Source organism: Sinomonas sp., assembly GCF_036848755.1.
Lineage (GTDB): Bacteria > Actinomycetota > Actinomycetes > Actinomycetales > Micrococcaceae > Sinomonas.
Genome location: NZ_DAIUJO010000010.1, coordinates 1 through 14,981, shown reverse-complemented (window position 1 = coordinate 14,981; position 14,981 = coordinate 1). Strand labels below are relative to the sequence as shown.

General features: G+C 69.4%; 15 protein-coding genes. 4 read left to right on the top strand and 11 right to left on the bottom strand.

All coding sequences use genetic code 11. The features are described 5' to 3' along the window. The 6 genes from mnhG to V7053_RS02725 all read right to left on the bottom strand — a co-directional run. Positions 1 to 299: monovalent cation/H(+) antiporter subunit G (mnhG, locus tag V7053_RS02750; RefSeq protein ID WP_443022487.1), on the bottom strand; the 299-nt coding region annotated here is incomplete at its 3' end. 38 nt (positions 300 to 337) lie between these two features. Then, complete coding sequence (locus V7053_RS02745; protein WP_334170736.1) at positions 338 to 610, bottom strand: monovalent cation/H+ antiporter complex subunit F; 273 nt, start codon at positions 608 to 610, stop codon at positions 338 to 340. Further along, entirely contained in the window at positions 607 to 1,245 is a 639-nt protein-coding gene (locus V7053_RS02740; RefSeq protein WP_334170735.1) for a Na+/H+ antiporter subunit E, read from the bottom strand. Before V7053_RS02740 ends, V7053_RS02745 begins: the two co-directional genes overlap by 4 nt. Further along, on the bottom strand, positions 1,242 to 2,822 hold the full coding sequence (locus V7053_RS02735; RefSeq protein ID WP_334170734.1) for a Na+/H+ antiporter subunit D: 1,581 nt from the start codon (positions 2,820 to 2,822) through the stop codon (positions 1,242 to 1,244). Before V7053_RS02735 ends, V7053_RS02740 begins: the two co-directional genes overlap by 4 nt. After that, positions 2,819 to 3,430, bottom strand: coding sequence for a Na(+)/H(+) antiporter subunit C (locus V7053_RS02730; protein WP_334170733.1), 612 nt, complete (start codon positions 3,428 to 3,430; stop codon positions 2,819 to 2,821). The genes V7053_RS02735 and V7053_RS02730 overlap by 4 nt, the downstream gene beginning before the upstream one ends. Beyond that, complete coding sequence (locus V7053_RS02725; RefSeq protein WP_334170732.1) at positions 3,427 to 6,399, bottom strand: Na+/H+ antiporter subunit A; 2,973 nt, start codon at positions 6,397 to 6,399, stop codon at positions 3,427 to 3,429. Before V7053_RS02725 ends, V7053_RS02730 begins: the two co-directional genes overlap by 4 nt. Positions 6,400 to 6,582: 183 nt before the next feature. Between V7053_RS02725 and V7053_RS02720 the strand changes: the two genes are divergently transcribed. The 3 genes from V7053_RS02720 (at position 6,583) to V7053_RS02710 (ending at position 9,737) form a co-directional block, all read left to right on the top strand. Beyond that, on the top strand, positions 6,583 to 7,968 hold the full coding sequence (locus tag V7053_RS02720) for an MFS transporter (protein WP_334170731.1): 1,386 nt from the start codon (positions 6,583 to 6,585) through the stop codon (positions 7,966 to 7,968). An 86-nt stretch (positions 7,969 to 8,054) separates the two neighbouring features. Then, on the top strand, positions 8,055 to 8,537 hold the full coding sequence (locus V7053_RS02715; RefSeq protein WP_334170730.1) for a cation:proton antiporter regulatory subunit: 483 nt from the start codon (positions 8,055 to 8,057) through the stop codon (positions 8,535 to 8,537). A gap of 3 nt (positions 8,538 to 8,540) precedes the next feature. Then, positions 8,541 to 9,737 carry a cation:proton antiporter gene (locus V7053_RS02710; RefSeq protein ID WP_334170729.1) on the top strand — a complete coding sequence of 399 codons (1,197 nt, stop codon included), beginning with the start codon at positions 8,541 to 8,543 and terminating at the stop codon, positions 9,735 to 9,737. 69 nt (positions 9,738 to 9,806) lie between these two features. Here V7053_RS02710 and V7053_RS02705 read toward each other — a convergent pair whose 3' ends face one another. Genes V7053_RS02705 through V7053_RS02690 form a run of 4 tightly spaced genes read right to left on the bottom strand, consistent with a single transcriptional unit; the run spans position 9,807 to position 13,171 of the window. Continuing rightward, the gene (locus tag V7053_RS02705; RefSeq protein WP_334170728.1) at positions 9,807 to 10,016 is read right to left on the bottom strand and encodes a hypothetical protein; all 210 of its coding nucleotides are present in this window, start codon (positions 10,014 to 10,016) and stop codon (positions 9,807 to 9,809) included. A 40-nt stretch (positions 10,017 to 10,056) separates the two neighbouring features. Further along, the gene (locus tag V7053_RS02700) at positions 10,057 to 10,707 is read right to left on the bottom strand and encodes a LutC/YkgG family protein (protein ID WP_334170727.1); all 651 of its coding nucleotides are present in this window, start codon (positions 10,705 to 10,707) and stop codon (positions 10,057 to 10,059) included. Then, positions 10,704 to 12,323 carry a lactate utilization protein B gene (locus tag V7053_RS02695; protein ID WP_334170726.1) on the bottom strand — a complete coding sequence of 540 codons (1,620 nt, stop codon included), beginning with the start codon at positions 12,321 to 12,323 and terminating at the stop codon, positions 10,704 to 10,706. Before V7053_RS02695 ends, V7053_RS02700 begins: the two co-directional genes overlap by 4 nt. Then, positions 12,320 to 13,171 (bottom strand): (Fe-S)-binding protein, encoded by an 852-nt coding sequence (locus V7053_RS02690; protein ID WP_334170725.1) that lies wholly within the window; start codon positions 13,169 to 13,171, stop codon positions 12,320 to 12,322. Before V7053_RS02690 ends, V7053_RS02695 begins: the two co-directional genes overlap by 4 nt. A 159-nt stretch (positions 13,172 to 13,330) precedes the next feature. Between V7053_RS02690 and V7053_RS02685 the strand changes: the two genes are divergently transcribed. Continuing rightward, positions 13,331 to 14,038, top strand: a complete 708-nt coding sequence (locus V7053_RS02685; RefSeq protein WP_334170724.1) for a FadR/GntR family transcriptional regulator — start codon at positions 13,331 to 13,333, stop codon at positions 14,036 to 14,038. Between the two features lie 38 nt (positions 14,039 to 14,076). Here V7053_RS02685 and dcd read toward each other — a convergent pair whose 3' ends face one another. Next, a complete protein-coding gene (gene dcd / locus V7053_RS02680) occupies positions 14,077 to 14,652 on the bottom strand; it encodes a dCTP deaminase (protein WP_334170723.1) in 576 nt (191 codons plus the stop codon). Positions 14,653 to 14,981 lie beyond the last annotated feature (329 nt).

Below are 14,981 nucleotides of genomic sequence, written 5' to 3'. Positions count from 1 at the left end.
CGCGCGACCACGTCGTCGAGCTCGTCGACGGTGAGGCGCGTCTTGTCGACGTGCTTGGTCCGGTAGCCAGCCCTCCCCACCATGTGGGCCGAGACCGGGACGGTCAGCAGCTGGAAGATCCACGCAACCACGAGAAGCGGCACCAGCGCCCACGAACGCAGCTCGAGCCCGAGTGCGGTCAGCAGGAGCAAGGAGCCGAGCACCTGGGGTTTCGTCGCGGCGTGCATGCGGGTGAGCAGGTCGGGGAAGCGCAGGAGGCCGATCGCCGCGCTGAGCGACATGACGGCGCCGAGCACCATGAGCACACCCGCCACCGCGTCCACGAGCGCATCGGGAGTCACGGCCGCCTCCGGTCCTGCACGAACCGCGCCACGGTCACCGATCCGACGAACCCGATCAAAGTGATCGCCACGACGAGCGCGAGATTGTCCGTATTCCGGTGGGCGGCCATGTTGACGATGAGCGCGGACGCGAGGACGACGAGGAGAACATCCGCCGCAAGCACGCGATCGAGGAGCGCGGGCCCCTTGATCATGCGGACGACGGCGCCGAGCGCCGCGAGCGCGAGCAGCACGCTGCATACGAGCACGCTTCCGTCGAGGAACGTCACTCGTCGGCCTCCCTTCCCAGCGCGGAACCGTCCGGCCCCGAGGCGCGCCGCCCCGGGCCGCGGAACCCCGGACCCCGTCCCGGTCCCAGCAGCGCCTCGTCGTCACGCAGCACCTGCAGGTCCTGCTGGGACCCCATGATCCGGATGAGTTCGGCCTCGGCGGCGAGCACGGAGCGGCGGAGCTTCTCAGCGGCCGCGGCGTCCGGTACGTCGATGCCGTGGACGTAGAGCGTCGCATTCGCTCGGTCGACGTCCACGATGAGCGACCCTGGGATGAGCGAGGTCACGTGACCGGTCGCGGTGACCATGAGGTCGCTGTGGGTCCGCAGCGGTACGGCCACGATCGCGCTGCTTGCGGCCGGCCCCACTGCAAGGGCGAGCCACAGGAGCTTGAGGCTCGCCGAGATGACCTGCCCCACGAACACGAACGCGAAGCGCACCGCGTGGAACACGTTGAACCGGCCGCTGAGCTCGACGGGCGGCAGGTACAGGAATCTTGTGACAAGCAGCGCGAGCACGAGCCCGAACACGAGGTTCCCCACGCTGAAGTCGTGCCACAGCGCACCCCAGACAATCACCAGCCACGCGAGCAGGGGCAGTTCGGTTCGGAGCGAGACGCGGCGGAAGGGACTCATGGCTGCGTCACCCCAGCTTGGGCGGCCTGCTGCGACGCCTGCTGCGCGGCCTGCTGCCCGAGGACGGCGGTGATGTACGGAGTGCGGTCCAGCATGTCCTTCGCGGCCTGCTGGCTCACGGTGAACAGCGGCCCGGCGAACACGGTCAGGGCCACGCCGAGGGCCACGAGGCCCGCCGTGGAGCCGACCATCGCCCGCGGCATCGACGCGGCGGGCTCCGCGGCGAGGAGCGCGCCGTCGGGATTCTCGGCGTCGTCCGGGGTGCGCCAGAAGGCGCGAGCCCACACCCTCGCGAGTGCGAGGAGCGTCAGGAGGCTCACCGCCACTCCCCCGACGACGACGGCGAGCGCAAGTGGGGTGCCCAGCGTCACGCCCGCCTGGATGAGGCCGAGCTTCCCGAGGAAGCCGGAGAGCGGGGGGATGCCGGCGAGGTTCATCGCCGGGAGGAAGTACAGGAGCGCAAGCAGCGGGGAGAGCTTCGCGAGCCCGCCGAGACGGTCGATGGATGCGGTCCCGGCACGCCGCTCGATAAGCCCCGCCACGAGGAACAGCGAGGTCTGCACCGTGATGTGGTGCATGACGTAGAACACCGTCGCCCCGAGCCCGATCACCGAACTCATCGCGAGCCCGAACACCATGTACCCGATATGGCTCACGAGCGTGAAGGACAGCAGGCGTTTGATGTCCGTCTGGGCCAAGGCGCCGAGGATGCCGACGACCATCGTGAGCAGCGCGACCACCATGAGCGGCCCATCGAGCTGGTCGCCGGGGAACAGGAGCGTCTCGGTGCGCACCATCGCGTACACGCCGACCTTCGTGAGCAATCCCGCGAACACCGCGGTGACGGGCGCGGGCGCGGTCGGGTACGAGTCCGGGAGCCAGAACGAGAGCGGGAACACGGCGGCCTTGATCCCGAAGCCGAGGAGCAGCATGACGTGGAGCAGAAGCTGCATCCCGGGGCTGAGGTGCCCGAGTTTCACCGCGAGATCCGCCATGTTGACCGTTCCGGTCGCGGCATAGACCATCGCGATCGCGATGAGGAACAGGAGGGACGAGACCACGCTCACGACGACGTAGGTGACTCCTGCGCGGATCCTCGCCGTCGTCCCCCCGAGCGTGAGGAGGACGTAGCTCGCCGTGAGCAGAATCTCGAAGCCGACGTAGAGGTTGAAGAGGTCGCCCGCGAGGAACGCGTCCGAGACCCCTGCGATCAGGATGAGGAAGCTCGGGTGGAAGACGGAGATCGGGCCGTCCCTGTCGCCGTCGGCTATGCCCTGCGACACCGCGTAGACGAGGACGGCGAGGCTCACGGAACTCGAGATCACGAGCATGAGCGAGGAGAACTGGTCCACGACGAGCGTGATGCCCCACGGCGGGACCCACTCCCCGATCGGCACGGCCACGGTCCCTCCGCCCCACACGGAGACGAGGAGAGTCACCTCGAGCGCCAGGGTGAGCGCGACGACGCCGATGCTCACGATCCGCTGGGCGCGCTCCTGCCGCAGGAGCACGAACGTCACCGCCGCGCCGAAGAGGGGAAGGACGACGGCGAGCGGCGCCAGGCTGGCCAGGTTCACTCCGGATCCTCTCCGTCGGGGCTTGCACCGTCGGGGCTTGCACCGTCGGCGCTTCTGCCGTCAGCGGTTCTGCCGTCAGCGGTTCTGCCGTCGGCGAGTGGACCCTCTGGGGAGGCGCCCGCGGCGTCGCGGGCCATGACCTTCTGCCGGGCACTGTGCACGGCAGCACGGTCGGCGGCTGCTGCCTCCTCACGGTCCATGAACTCGCTGACATCCTCGGGGAGGATTGCGTCCTCCTCCGGCTGGGAGCCGGTCTGGGCGGCGACGCGTCGGTCTTCGAGGTCGTCCGCTACCTCGTCGCCGCGGCCGAGCTGCCACGTCCTGTAGACGAGGGCGAGCATGATGCCGGTGACGGCGAAGGAGATGACGATCGAGGTCAGCACGAACGCCTCGGGAAGCGGGTCGGTGTACGCGCGCGGATCCGTGCCCTTCACGAAGAATGGGGCCAGCCCCGCGTAGCCGCCCGTCGTGAGCAGCAGGAGGTTCGCGCCGTTGGTCAGCATCAGGAGGCCGAGGAGGACGCGCGTGAGGCTCCGCTCGAGCACGAGGTAGATCCCGCACGCGAACAGCACGCCGGAGATGATCAGGAGGGTCAGGTTCGGGCTCACGCGCGCTCCCTCTCGTGCTCGCGCTCGCTCCGTTCCCGGACCTCCCGTGCGGCGTCGGCATGCGCATGGTCCTCGAGCTGCTCGTCGATGCGGGAACCCAGGCTGCGCAGGACGTCGATCACGAGAGCGACGACGATGAGGTACACGCCGACGTCGAAGATCGTCGAGGTCACGAATTTGACGTCCCCGAAGACGGGCAGCCACAGGCTGATGATGGCGCTCTGGAGGATCTGTCCGCCGACCAGCAGCGGCACCGCAGCGGAGAGCGCCGCCGTCGCGAGCCCCGAGCCGAGGAGGATGCCCGGGTTGAACGGCGCCGCCTCGTGGAGCTCGAACCGGCCGCCGGCCAGATAGCGGATGGTGAGGGCGATGCCCGCGACCAGGCCGCCCGCAAAGCCTCCGCCGGGGGCGTTGTGGCCCGCGAGCAGGAGGTAGACCGAGAACAGCACCATGCTGTGGAACACGAGCCGGGTGATGACCTCAAAGATGATCGACCGCCGTTCCGGGGCGAGCGTGCGGCCGGCCACGAGCCATGCGTCGCGTTCAATCGACGCAAACGTCCGCGCGACGGCGAGCTCGGCCCCGCCGCGCGAGGTGGGATCGACGCCGCGTACGCGCCCGACACTCCCGGTCTCCACCTCGTGCGTGGGGCCGGGGCGGCGTCCACGGTGGCTGATGAAGATGAGGCTCGCGATGCCCGTGGCGGCGAGGACGAGTACGGAGATCTCGCCGAACGTGTCCCACGCGCGGATGTCGACGAGCGTGACATTGACGATGTTGTTCCCGCCGCCCTCGGTGTAGGCGAGCTCGGGGAACCGGAGCGAGATCGGGGCGTCGGTCCGCGCGGCCATGGCGAACATGCCGGCGAAGACGATCACCGCGCCGAACAGGACTGCAATGATGACCCGCGTCACGCGGTAGGCCCCGCCTGTGCGGTCCCGGAGCTGGGCGGGCAGCCGGCGCATGCCGAGCACGAAGGCGACGAGCACGATCGTCTCGACGAGGAGCTGGGTCATGGCGAGGTCGGGCGCCCCCTGGAGGGCGAAGATCAGGGCGATGCCGTAGCCCGTCACGGAGACCATGAGCACGGCGAGGAAGCGCTTGTTGGCCCGGACCGCGGCGAGCGCTCCGATCACGATCCCGATGCCGATGACCCCCTGGAGCGGCGATTTCGGGTCGACGAAGTAGGCGTTCCCGGGAATGGCAGGTCGCGTCACGAGCATGACGGCGAGCGGCAGGAGCGTTGCGACCGAGAGGATCACCGCCAGATAGAAGAACAGGGAGCCGCGCTGCGTTCGCCCCGTCACCCAGATCGCGGCGTCGTCGACCACTCCCACCATGCCGCGGTAGGCCCGCTCGGCGTCGGGCAGGCCCGAGAGCGCGACTTGGAGCCGATACACGGAATCGCGGGCCCAGAACAGCAGCGCGCCGCCAGCCCATGCAGCGGCTGAGAGCGCGAGCGGCAGGTCGACTCCGTGCCATGCCGAGAGATGGCTCGCGGCGAGGGCGTACGGGGCCGCCCACGCGTCGACGGGTGCGGGCCACACCCCGTACACGAGCCCGAGGACGGCAAGGATCGCCGGGGGCGCCGCGAAGAGCGGCGTGACGGGCTTGAAGTTCGTCGCCGGGAGGCCCGGCTTCGGCGCGAATGTCCCCCACACGAACCGCGCGCTGTAGGCGACCGTCAGAGCAGACCCGACGACGAGCGCAGCAAGCACGGCGACGCCGGCAACGGCCGAGAGCGGTCCGTGCGACGCGAACGCGTCGGCGAACGCCGCGAAGACGCTCTCCTTCGCGACGAAGCCGCCGAACAGGGGCAGGCCCGCCATCGAGGCCGCGGCGAGCACCGCGAGGACCGCGAGCCTGGGCGCGCGCCGGTACAGGCCCGAGAGGCGCCGGATGTCGCGCGTCCCCGTCTGATGGTCCACGATTCCGACGATGAGGAAGAGGGCGGCCTTGAACAGCGCATGGGCAACGACGAGGGCGACGCCGGCGAGCGCCGCCTCGGGCGTCCCGAGGCCGACGACGGCGATCATGAACCCGAGCTGGCTCACCGTGCCGAACGCGAGCAGGAGCTTGATGTCGGTCTGCCGAAGGGCGCGGTACCCGCCGATGAGGAGGGTCGCAGCCCCGAAGCCAAGGACGACCGGCCTCCAGAACGGGGTGTCCGCGAAGCCGGGCGCGAGTCTGGCCACGAGGTACACGCCGGCCTTCACCATCGCGGCGGCGTGGAGGTAGGCCGAGACCGGTGCTGGAGCGGCCATCGCCGCGGGCAGCCAGAAATGGAACGGAACGAGGGCCGACTTGCTCACGGCGCCCACGAGGAGGAGGAGCGCTCCCGCCGCGATCACGCCCGAGCTGCCGGGCGCCGTCGTCAGCTGCCCCGCCATGGCGAGGATCTCGGAGATCCGGTACGTCCCCGCGGCCGTCCCGATCATGACGATGCCGACAAGCATTGCGAGGCCGCCGGCCGTCGTCACGATGAGCGCCTGAACAGCGGAGCGCCGCGCCGCGAGGCGGGTCCGGGCGAACCCGATCAGGAGGAACGACAGGACGCTCGTGACTTCCCAGAACACGTAGAGGGAGATGAGGTCGTCCGCAGCGACGAGACCGAACATGGTGCCGGCGAACGCGAGGAGCTGGCCCCCGAACCCGCCCAGGCCGCCGTCGTCGTCCTTGAAATACCGCGAGCAGTACGCGAGGACGAGCGCACCCACGCCCAACACCAGCAGCTCCATGACCCACGCGAGCGGATCGATGCGGAACGCGACGTCGAAGCGCAGCGCCGGGATGAACGGGTAGGTCTCGACAAGTCCGCCGCCATACACGGCGCCGTGCTGGAACGCGAGCCACCCGAGGGAGAGCGCAGGCACCGCGGCGAGGAGGAGGAACGACGCCCGGCCCCACCGCCGGAAGATCCAAGGCGCACCAGCCGCCACCGCATAGTGCAGGGCGATGACTGGTACCACGGGGCGCCTCCGCTAGGTCAGTCGGTGTCGAGTCAAGGAAGTTGGGGTCGGGCGATCATCGGTTGGGTTCGGTGCTCAGGAAACGCGGTCAGAAAAGACCGGTCGGGAAGACCGGTCGTAAAGACTGGCAGACGTGCTGGTGCGAGCAACGATGTCAGCTTATCAAGCGCTAGCATGCGAGCTATGTCGACTGCCGCGCCGCAGCCCTCGGAGCTCGAGCTCCACATCGCACCCGTCCGCAAGGGCCAGGTCCTCGCGTGGGCCGCGTGGGACTGGGGGTCCGCGGCCTTCAACGCGGTCATGACGACCTTCGTGTTCACCGTATACCTCACGTCCTCGGCGTTCGGTGGGGCCGACCACGCATCCTCCGTGCTCGGCCTCGCCCTCGGGATCGGGGGCCTGCTCATCGCCCTGCTCGCCCCCGTCTCGGGCCAGCGCTCGGACGCGGGCGGCCGCCGCAAGCTCTGGCTCGGGATCCACACGGGCGTGGTAGCGCTGCTCACCGGTCTGTGCTTCTTTGCGTATCCGCGGCCGGAGCTCCTCTGGTACGGAGCCGGTCTCATCGCCGCTGGTCACGTCTTCTCGGAGCTCGCGGGCGTCAACTACAACGCCATGCTCGAGCAGATTGCGACGCCGAAGACGATCGGGCGCGTCTCGGGAATCGGGTGGTCGGCCGGGTACTTCGGCGGCATCGTCGCGCTCCTCCTTGTCCTCGTCCTCTTCGTCCAGCCCGTCTTCCACTGGTTCGGGGCGTCGACCGCCGAGAGCTTGAACATCCGGCTCGTCGCGGTGTTCTCGATGCTGTGGATCGTGGTGTTCTCCGTGCCGGTCCTGGTCGCCGTGCCGGAAGTACGACGACGCCGCGCGGCCAAGCTGGGTGTCGTCGCCTCGTATGCGCTGCTGTTCCGGCGGGTCCGGGCGATCTGGCAGACGAGTCCGCATACGCTCTATTTCCTCATCGCGAGCGCGGTGTTCCGGGACGGGCTCGCTGCGGTATTCACCTTCGGCGGGGTCATCGCCGCCGGAACTTTCGGGTTCTCGCTGAGCCAGGTGATCTTCTTCGCGGTCTTCGGGAACGTGGTGGCGGCCGTGGGGGCGATCCTCGGCGGCATGCTCGACGACCGAATCGGTCCCAAACGTGTCATCGTCGGATCCCTCACGGGGCTCTTGATCGCAGGATTCGCCGTCCTCGTGCTAGGTTCCGCTACCTACGATCTCGGGGCGTTCACGTGGCCGGGAGCGGCGACGTTCTGGGTGTTCGGGCTGTTCCTGTGCCTCTTCGTGGGCCCGGCCCAGGCCTCGGCGCGCGCGTATCTGGCCCGGCTTGCGCCGGACGGCGAGTCGGGGGAGCTGTTCGGCCTGTACGCGACGACCGGTCGGGCCGTGAGCTTCCTCTCCCCCACGCTCTTCAGCCTGTCCATCGCGATCGCGACCCCCCTCGTCGCCGCAGGCCACGCGCAGCGCTGGGGCATCCTTGGCATCATGGTCGTGCTCCTTGCCGGTCTGCTCGTGCTGCTCCCGGTGCGGCCCCCCGCGAAGGTCGCCACCGCCGTCGTGCCCGAGCTTTAGCTCCCTCGCGCTCTGCTTCCCTCGGGGTCGGGGGTCCCTCGTGCGCGCCCGGCTCGACTGTCGGGGCCCCGGACTAGAGTTGATGCATGAACGTGGAGGAGACGGAGCTGCCCGGGTTCGGCGTGCGCAAGGACTTCATGACGCAGTCGGGGCGGCGCATCGGCGTCGTCACCCATCGCGACGGCGAAACCGAGCTCATCATCTCGACGTGGGAGGACCCGGACTCGTGCCAAGCCTCGATCCCGCTCACGGGAGACGAGGCCACGGCTCTGGGAAACCTGCTCGGGAGCCAACGCATCGTCATGCAACTCACCGAAGAGCACAAGGAAGTTCCCGGGATCGTGACGCGCCAGTTCACCGTCCTGGCGGATTCGCCGTACCGCGACCAACCGATGGGACGCGCGAGCATCCGGACCCGCACCGGCGTGTCGATCGTGGCGATCATGCGAGAAGGCGAGGTCGTTCCCTCCCCCGGGCCCGACGTCGTCCTTCGGCGCGGCGACCTCGTCGTCGCCGTCGGGACGGAGGAAGGGCTGGAGCAGACCGCGGCGATCCTCCGCAAGGGCTGACCCGTGGATCCGCTCGCGCTCGCGCTCATCGAGCTCGGGGCAGTCGTGTTCGCCCTCGGGCTCCTCGCGCGGCTTGCAGGGCGGATCAGCATGTCCCCCATTCCTCTCTACCTTCTCGGCGGCCTCGCGTTCGGGGCCGGGGGGCTCGTCGACCTCAGCGGCGTGCGGGAGTTCTCCCACCTCGCGGGCGAGATCGGCGTCATCCTGCTCCTGCTGCTGCTCGGACTCGAGTACACGGCGAAGGAACTCTTCACGGGCCTGCGGCGGTCATGGCAGGCCGGGGTGGTGGACGCGGTCCTCAACATCATCCCCGGCGCGGGGGTGGCCTTGCTGCTGGGCTGGGGTCCGCTCGGAGCGATTGTCCTGGGCGGCGTGACGTACATATCCTCCTCCGGGATCGTGGCCAAGGTCATCACCGACCTCGGCCGCCTCGGCAACCGGGAAACCCCGACGATCCTCTCGATCCTCGTGTTCGAAGACCTCGCCATGGCGATCTACCTGCCCATCCTGACCGCGACGCTTGCCGGGGTGAGCTGGTTGGGCGGCCTCCAGACGGTAGCCGTCTCGCTCGCCGTCATCACGGTTGTGCTCGTCGTCGCCCTTCGCCTCGGGAATCAGGTCTCGCGAGTGGTCCACAGCGAGAATTCGGAGGTGTTCCTGCTCAACGTCATGGGGCTCGCGCTGCTCGTCGCGGGGTTGGCCTCCGCGATGCAGGTTTCCGCGGCGGTGGGCGCGTTCATGCTCGGCATCGCCATCTCGGGCACCACCGCGCACCTCGCCTCCCGCCTGCTCGAGCCGCTGCGGGACCTCTTCGCGGCCATCTTCTTCGTCGCGTTCGGGCTCAACACGGATCCGCGGTCAATCCCTCCCGTGCTCGGGTGGGCGCTCCTCCTCGCGCTCGTCACCGCCCTCACCAAGATCGCGACCGGCTGGTGGGCAGCGGCCCGTGCCGGCATCGCAGTGCCCGGGCGTGCCCGCGCCGGCGTCTCGCTCATTCCGCGCGGCGAGTTCTCCATCGTGATCGCGGGCCTCGCGGTGACCTCGGGCGCGGTCTCGAATGATCTCGCGGCCCTTGCGACCGCCTACGTTCTGCTCATGGCCGTGATTGGCCCTCTCGCAGCGCGGTTCGTCGAACCGACAGTGCGGGCCCTGCGCGGGGCCCGGCGTGGACGGAAGGAAGCAGCGGCTCCCGTCCTCTGACCGGGCCAGCCGTCCGCGGACGGGCGCCTCGAGCGCGCCGACGGGGGCGCAGGACGACGAACTGCGTCGTCATTCCTGCCGTGGGCGCCCGAACGTCCACCATGCGGCGGCACCGACCACGCTGCCCAGTACGAGGATCACGACCCACGCGTCCCGCGGGAGGGTCCGCACCCCGCGCGCGTTGCTTCGCGCGAAGTCGAGGATCGAGAACGCCCAGAACGCGAGCCCGCACGCCAGGACGAGCACCGGCAACATCGCCACGACCTCAGCGCCGCTCATGGCGCAATTCTGCCCGGTCGCCGCCCCCGTTCCTAGGGATCTACGTCCCGGCTCCTGCCGTCTGGCGCACGATGAGGACGTCGAGCGTCCGGGGGCCATGAACACCCTCGACGCGCTCGAGCTCGATATCGCTCGTCGCCGATGGACCCGAGATGAGCGTGAGCGGTCGAGTGGTGTCCAGACGCGCGAAGCCCTCGGGCACGATCCCGACGATCGTCTCGACCGGCACCACGCACACGTGGTGGTCCGGCACGAGCGAGATCGCGCGCCGGCCTTGGTCGGGCGAGCCGTCCAGGACGATCGTGCCCGTCTCCGCGATGGCGACCGCAGACGAGGTCACGACGGCGTCCAGCTCGTCGAGGCGTTCGACGTCGATCGGTGCCTCTCGCGAGTCGGTCACCGCCGAGTCGGCGAGGCTCGGGTCCAGCCACGCGGGCGGGAGTCCCGCCGGCACCACGAAGCGCTTGCCTTCGAGACGGCTGCGGATCGCCTCTGCAAGTCCGTCCGACCCTATGACCTCGACCCGCGCCTTGTAGTCCTCGAGCCTGTCGACGAGGAGTTCCACGAGGGCGTGCTCATCGAGGCCGGACGCCGTGCGATACGCCGGGCCCCGACCGTCCCCGACCCTCCGGCCAGAACCGTCCCCGATCGCCTCTCGGATCCGGGCCAGAATCTCGTCCCGCGCGCTCACCGCCGGCCCCCTTCCGTTGCGCCGTCACCTTCGCCGGGTCCACTCCCCGTTGCGCCGTCACCTTCGCCGGGTGCGGCGCCCGGACGCCGATCCCGTTTCTTCCACCAGCTCCGGAACGATTCGCTCGGCGGAGCCGGCACGTCGCGGCTCTGGGTCCAACCGGACGCGAGGCCCGGAAGGCGGGAGAACTTCCCGTCGCGCCCGGCGAGCGCCCGACCCACGGGCAACCCCTTCTCGACCAGCCCGAGCCGGTCGCCCGAGGAGAGCGCCCACGACGCCACGCCCATGGCGACGTCCATCTGGGTCGGGAGGCCCCGGCGTCGTCCGTTGCGCTTCCGCGCGGACGCATCGGGCCCCGGCTCGGCCGCCTGACCCCGCCCGTGCTTCGCCTCGACGTCCTCGCCGCGGAGGTGCACGAGGATCTCCGGGATGTTGATCTTGACGGGACAGGCGTCGTAGCAAGCCCCGCAGAGCGACGAGGCGTACGGCAGGGAAGAGTTCTCCTCGGCCTCGACGCCGGTGAGCAGCGGCGAGAGGATCGCGCCGATCGGACCGGGGTAGGTGGAGCCGTAGGCATGCCCGCCGGTCCGCTCATACACCGGGCACACGTTCATGCACGCGGAGCAGCGGATGCAGTGCAGTGCGCTGCGGCCGTGTCGGTCCGCGAGCGCGCGCGTCCTGCCGTTGTCAAGCAGGATCACGTGGACGTTCTGTGGTCCGTCACCGTGCGTCGCCCCGGTCCACAGCGACGTGTAGGGGTTCATGCGCTCCCCCGTCGAGGAGCGTGGGAGCAGCTGCATGAAGACCTCGAGGTCCTGCGCCCGCGGGAGCACCTTCTCGATGCCCATGACCGTGATGAGCGTCTCGGGCAGCGTGACGCACATGCGCCCGTTGCCCTCGGACTCGACGACGCCGAGTGTCCCCGTCTCAGCGATGCCGAAATTCGCGCCCGAAATCGCGACCTTCGCCGAGAGGAACTTCTTGCGCAGGTGCGCACGGGCCGCCATTGCGAGGCGCCGCGGTTCATCTGTCAGGCCGAGGTCGACGTCGGGCATCTCCTTGAGGAAGATGTCGCGGATTTCGGTCCGGTTCTTGTGGATCGCCGGGACGAGGATGTGACTCGGCTTGTCGTGACCGAGCTGCACGATGAGCTCGGCGAGGTCGGTCTCGAACGCCGAGATCCCACGCTCCTCGAGGTATTCGTTGAGGCCGATCTCCTGGGTCGCCATCGACTTGACCTTGACGACGTCCTTCGCCCCGGTCGCCCGGATGAGCTCCTCCGCGATCCGGTTCGCCTCCGCCGCGTCCCGCGCCCCGTCCACGATTCCCCCGCGCGCCGTGAACTGCTCCTCGAACTGCGCGAGGAGCTCGGGCAGCCGCGCCATCGCCTCGGTCTTGATCGCCGAACCCGCGTCGCGCAGGGCCTCCCAATCCGGCAGCTCCGACACGACCCGGAGGCGCTTGTCGCGGATGGTGTGCGTCGCGTGGCCGAGATTCGCGCGGAGCTGCGCATTGGCGAGCTCGCGGTGGGCGGCTTGCGGGAAGGGCTCGACGGCGGAGATGTTCCCGAATCCGCGCGGCGGAACGGCCGGGATTCCCAGGCTTACAGAAGTCATCGCGTGCCTCCCGCCAGAGCGAGCTCGCCGTCAAAGCGGAGCGGGTTGGCGCGGGTGCTCGCCAGCACCTCGGCGAGGTGCACGGTACGCACAGGGGCACCGCCCGGCGTCGTCCGCCCTTCCCGCGAAAGGCCGCCGCCGATGTGCATGAGGCACGAGACGTCCCCGCCCGCGCATGCCCCCGCGCCGGTCCCGCAGATGTTGTCGACCTTGTCGGCGAGCATCGCCGAGGAGACGTCGGCGTTCTTGACGGAGAAGGTGCCGCCGAAGCCGCAGCACTGTTCGGCTTCGGGGAGGGCGACGACGTCGAGCGCCTCCACGGTGCGCAGGAGGCTGAGCGGGCGGTCGCCGAGGCGGAGGAGCCGCATGCCGTGGCAGGACGGATGGTAGGTGATGGTCGCCGGCAGGTAGGAGCCCAGCTGCGCTGCGGCGTCGGTGATGCCGAGGAGGTCGGTGAGGAGCTGGGACAGCTCGTAGGTCCGCTCCCCGACGGCGTTAGCGCGGGACGCGAGTGTCGGATCCGCTCCTCGCACGTCCGCCCGCTCCTCCGCCCACCGGGCGACCATCGCATGCTGATGCTTCACTGAGGCGACGCATGATCCGGAAGGCGCGACGGCGACGTCGTACTCCCCCGACTCGAAGCCGCCCTCGAACGCGCGCACGTGGTTCTCGACCACGGGGAGGGCCTCTCGGAAGTAGCCGGAATTCAGGTGCATCTGCCCGCAGCACGCCTGCCCGGCAGGGAACACGACCTCGTGGCCGAGCCGTTCCAGGATCTGCACCGTGGCATGCGCGACGCGCGGGTACATCGCGTCGACGATGCACGTCGCGAAGAGCGCGATCTTCATGGTGTCCTTTCCGGCCCGGGCAGGGACGGCCGGACCATGTGGTCTGACCATAGTGTCAGGCATTCTCGTCGACCGCAATCCGAAGCGGCACCCCCGCTTCGGATTACGGGCCAGAGACGGCTCACCCATGGAGGGTGGGCCCTGCGGCAAGATGGGACCATGCCAGCTGAACGCGCGAGCGAACGCGCCCACGACGCCGTCCTTCGCCATATCGAGGACAGCCTGCGCTCCGGAGGGCTCAAACTGGGCGACCGACTGCCGGGCGAGAGGGCCCTCGCCGAGCAGTTCGGCATCTCCCGCGCATCGGTGCGGGACGCGATCCGCTCACTCGAGGTGATGGGCATCGTCCGCTCGGCCACGGGTTCGGGGCCGAACGCCGGCACTATCGTGGTCTCCGACCCATCCTCGGCGCTCGGCTCGGCGCTCCGGCTGCACGTCGCGAGCCAGCGCCTCCCAGTCAAGGACATCGTCGAGGCGCGCGTCATGATGGAAACGTGGTCGCTCGCCCACGCTGCGGGAGCCGACTGGGAACCGGGCCAGGCCGAGGAGGCTCGGCGCCTGCTCGAAGCCATGGACGACCCCAAGCTCCCCTCACCCGCCTTCACTGCCCTCGACGCGCAGTTCCACGTCGCCCTCAGCGCCCTCGCCGGCAACTCGGTGGTGAGCACGATGATGGACTCATTGCGGGAATCGATCCGCGACTATGTCGACGAGGCCGTCCGGGCGCGCGGCAGGTGGCACGACATCGCTGCCGAGCTGCGGCGCCAGCACTGGGAGATCCTGGAGGCGGTCGAGGCGCGCGACGGCGACCGCGCCGCACGCCTCGTGCGGGAGCACATCGAGTGGTTCTACGCGCAGACGCTCTGAGGCGCCCCGGCCCTGGGGCTCAGAGGCGCCCGAGCTGGCTAGACCGGCGTGCGGTGGAAATTGAGGTAGCTGCGGGAGGCGGTGGGTCCCCGCTGACCTTGGTATCGGTTGCCGTAGGCACCGGAACCGTAGGGATGCTCGGCGGCGGAGCTGAGGCGGAAGAAGCAGAGCTGCCCGATCTTCATGCCCGGCCAGAGCTTGATCGGGAGGGTCGCCACATTCGAGAGCTCGAGCGTCACATGGCCCGAGAAGCCTGGATCGATGAACCCCGCCGTCGAGTGGGTGAGGAGGCCGAGCCGGCCCAGCGAGGACTTGCCCTCGAGGCGGGCGGCGATGTCCTCGGGAAGGCTCACGGTCTCGAACGTCGAGCCGAGGACGAACTCGCCCGGGTGCAGGATGAACGCCTCATCAGGGTCGACCTCGACGAGCCGGGTCAGCTCGGGCTGCTCGAGGGAGGGATCGATGTGCGCGTATTTGTGGTTGTCGAACAGCCGGAAGAACCGATCGATCCGCACGTCGACGCTTGACGGCTGGACCATCGCCGGCTCGTAGGGCGCAAGGACGATCCGCTGGGCGTCGATCTCGGCTCGGATGTCGCGGTCGGAAAGGAGCACGACTCCCAAAATACCGTAGCGGAGGGCGGCACCCCGCGTTCGCGCTCCAGGAGCGAAGAACGACGACGCCGAACGTCACCCCTGAGGCGCCTCCCCGCCAGGCGGGGCGGCCCAAATTCCTTGTCCGCATTTTGGCCACTTATCCAAGATATGGAAGCCTCTTGTGTGAACGAGGGCCCGTGTGGCACCGGCCACGTGGGCTGTGGCACACTGTCGCCTCGGAAACTGTCTTCCTCCCGAAAAGAGACCTATGTCGACCCCCCAGTCCGAGTTCGACCATCTTGAAGACCGCGGGCATGCGCATTCGGCGGACCATGTGATCCATGCCG

Coding starts and splice junctions, on each gene's coding strand:
- V7053_RS02740 (WP_334170735.1), bottom strand. CDS start 1,245: ATGAGTCCCTTCCGCCGCGTCTCGCTCCGAACCGAACTGCCCCTGCTC.
- V7053_RS02720 (WP_334170731.1), top strand. CDS start 6,583: ATGTCGACTGCCGCGCCGCAGCCCTCGGAGCTCGAGCTCCACATCGCA.
- V7053_RS02715 (WP_334170730.1), top strand. CDS start 8,055: ATGAACGTGGAGGAGACGGAGCTGCCCGGGTTCGGCGTGCGCAAGGAC.
- V7053_RS02705 (WP_334170728.1), bottom strand. CDS start 10,016: ATGAGCGGCGCTGAGGTCGTGGCGATGTTGCCGGTGCTCGTCCTGGCG.
- V7053_RS02695 (WP_334170726.1), bottom strand. CDS start 12,323: ATGACTTCTGTAAGCCTGGGAATCCCGGCCGTTCCGCCGCGCGGATTC.
- V7053_RS02690 (WP_334170725.1), bottom strand. CDS start 13,171: ATGAAGATCGCGCTCTTCGCGACGTGCATCGTCGACGCGATGTACCCG.
- V7053_RS02685 (WP_334170724.1), top strand. CDS start 13,331: ATGCCAGCTGAACGCGCGAGCGAACGCGCCCACGACGCCGTCCTTCGC.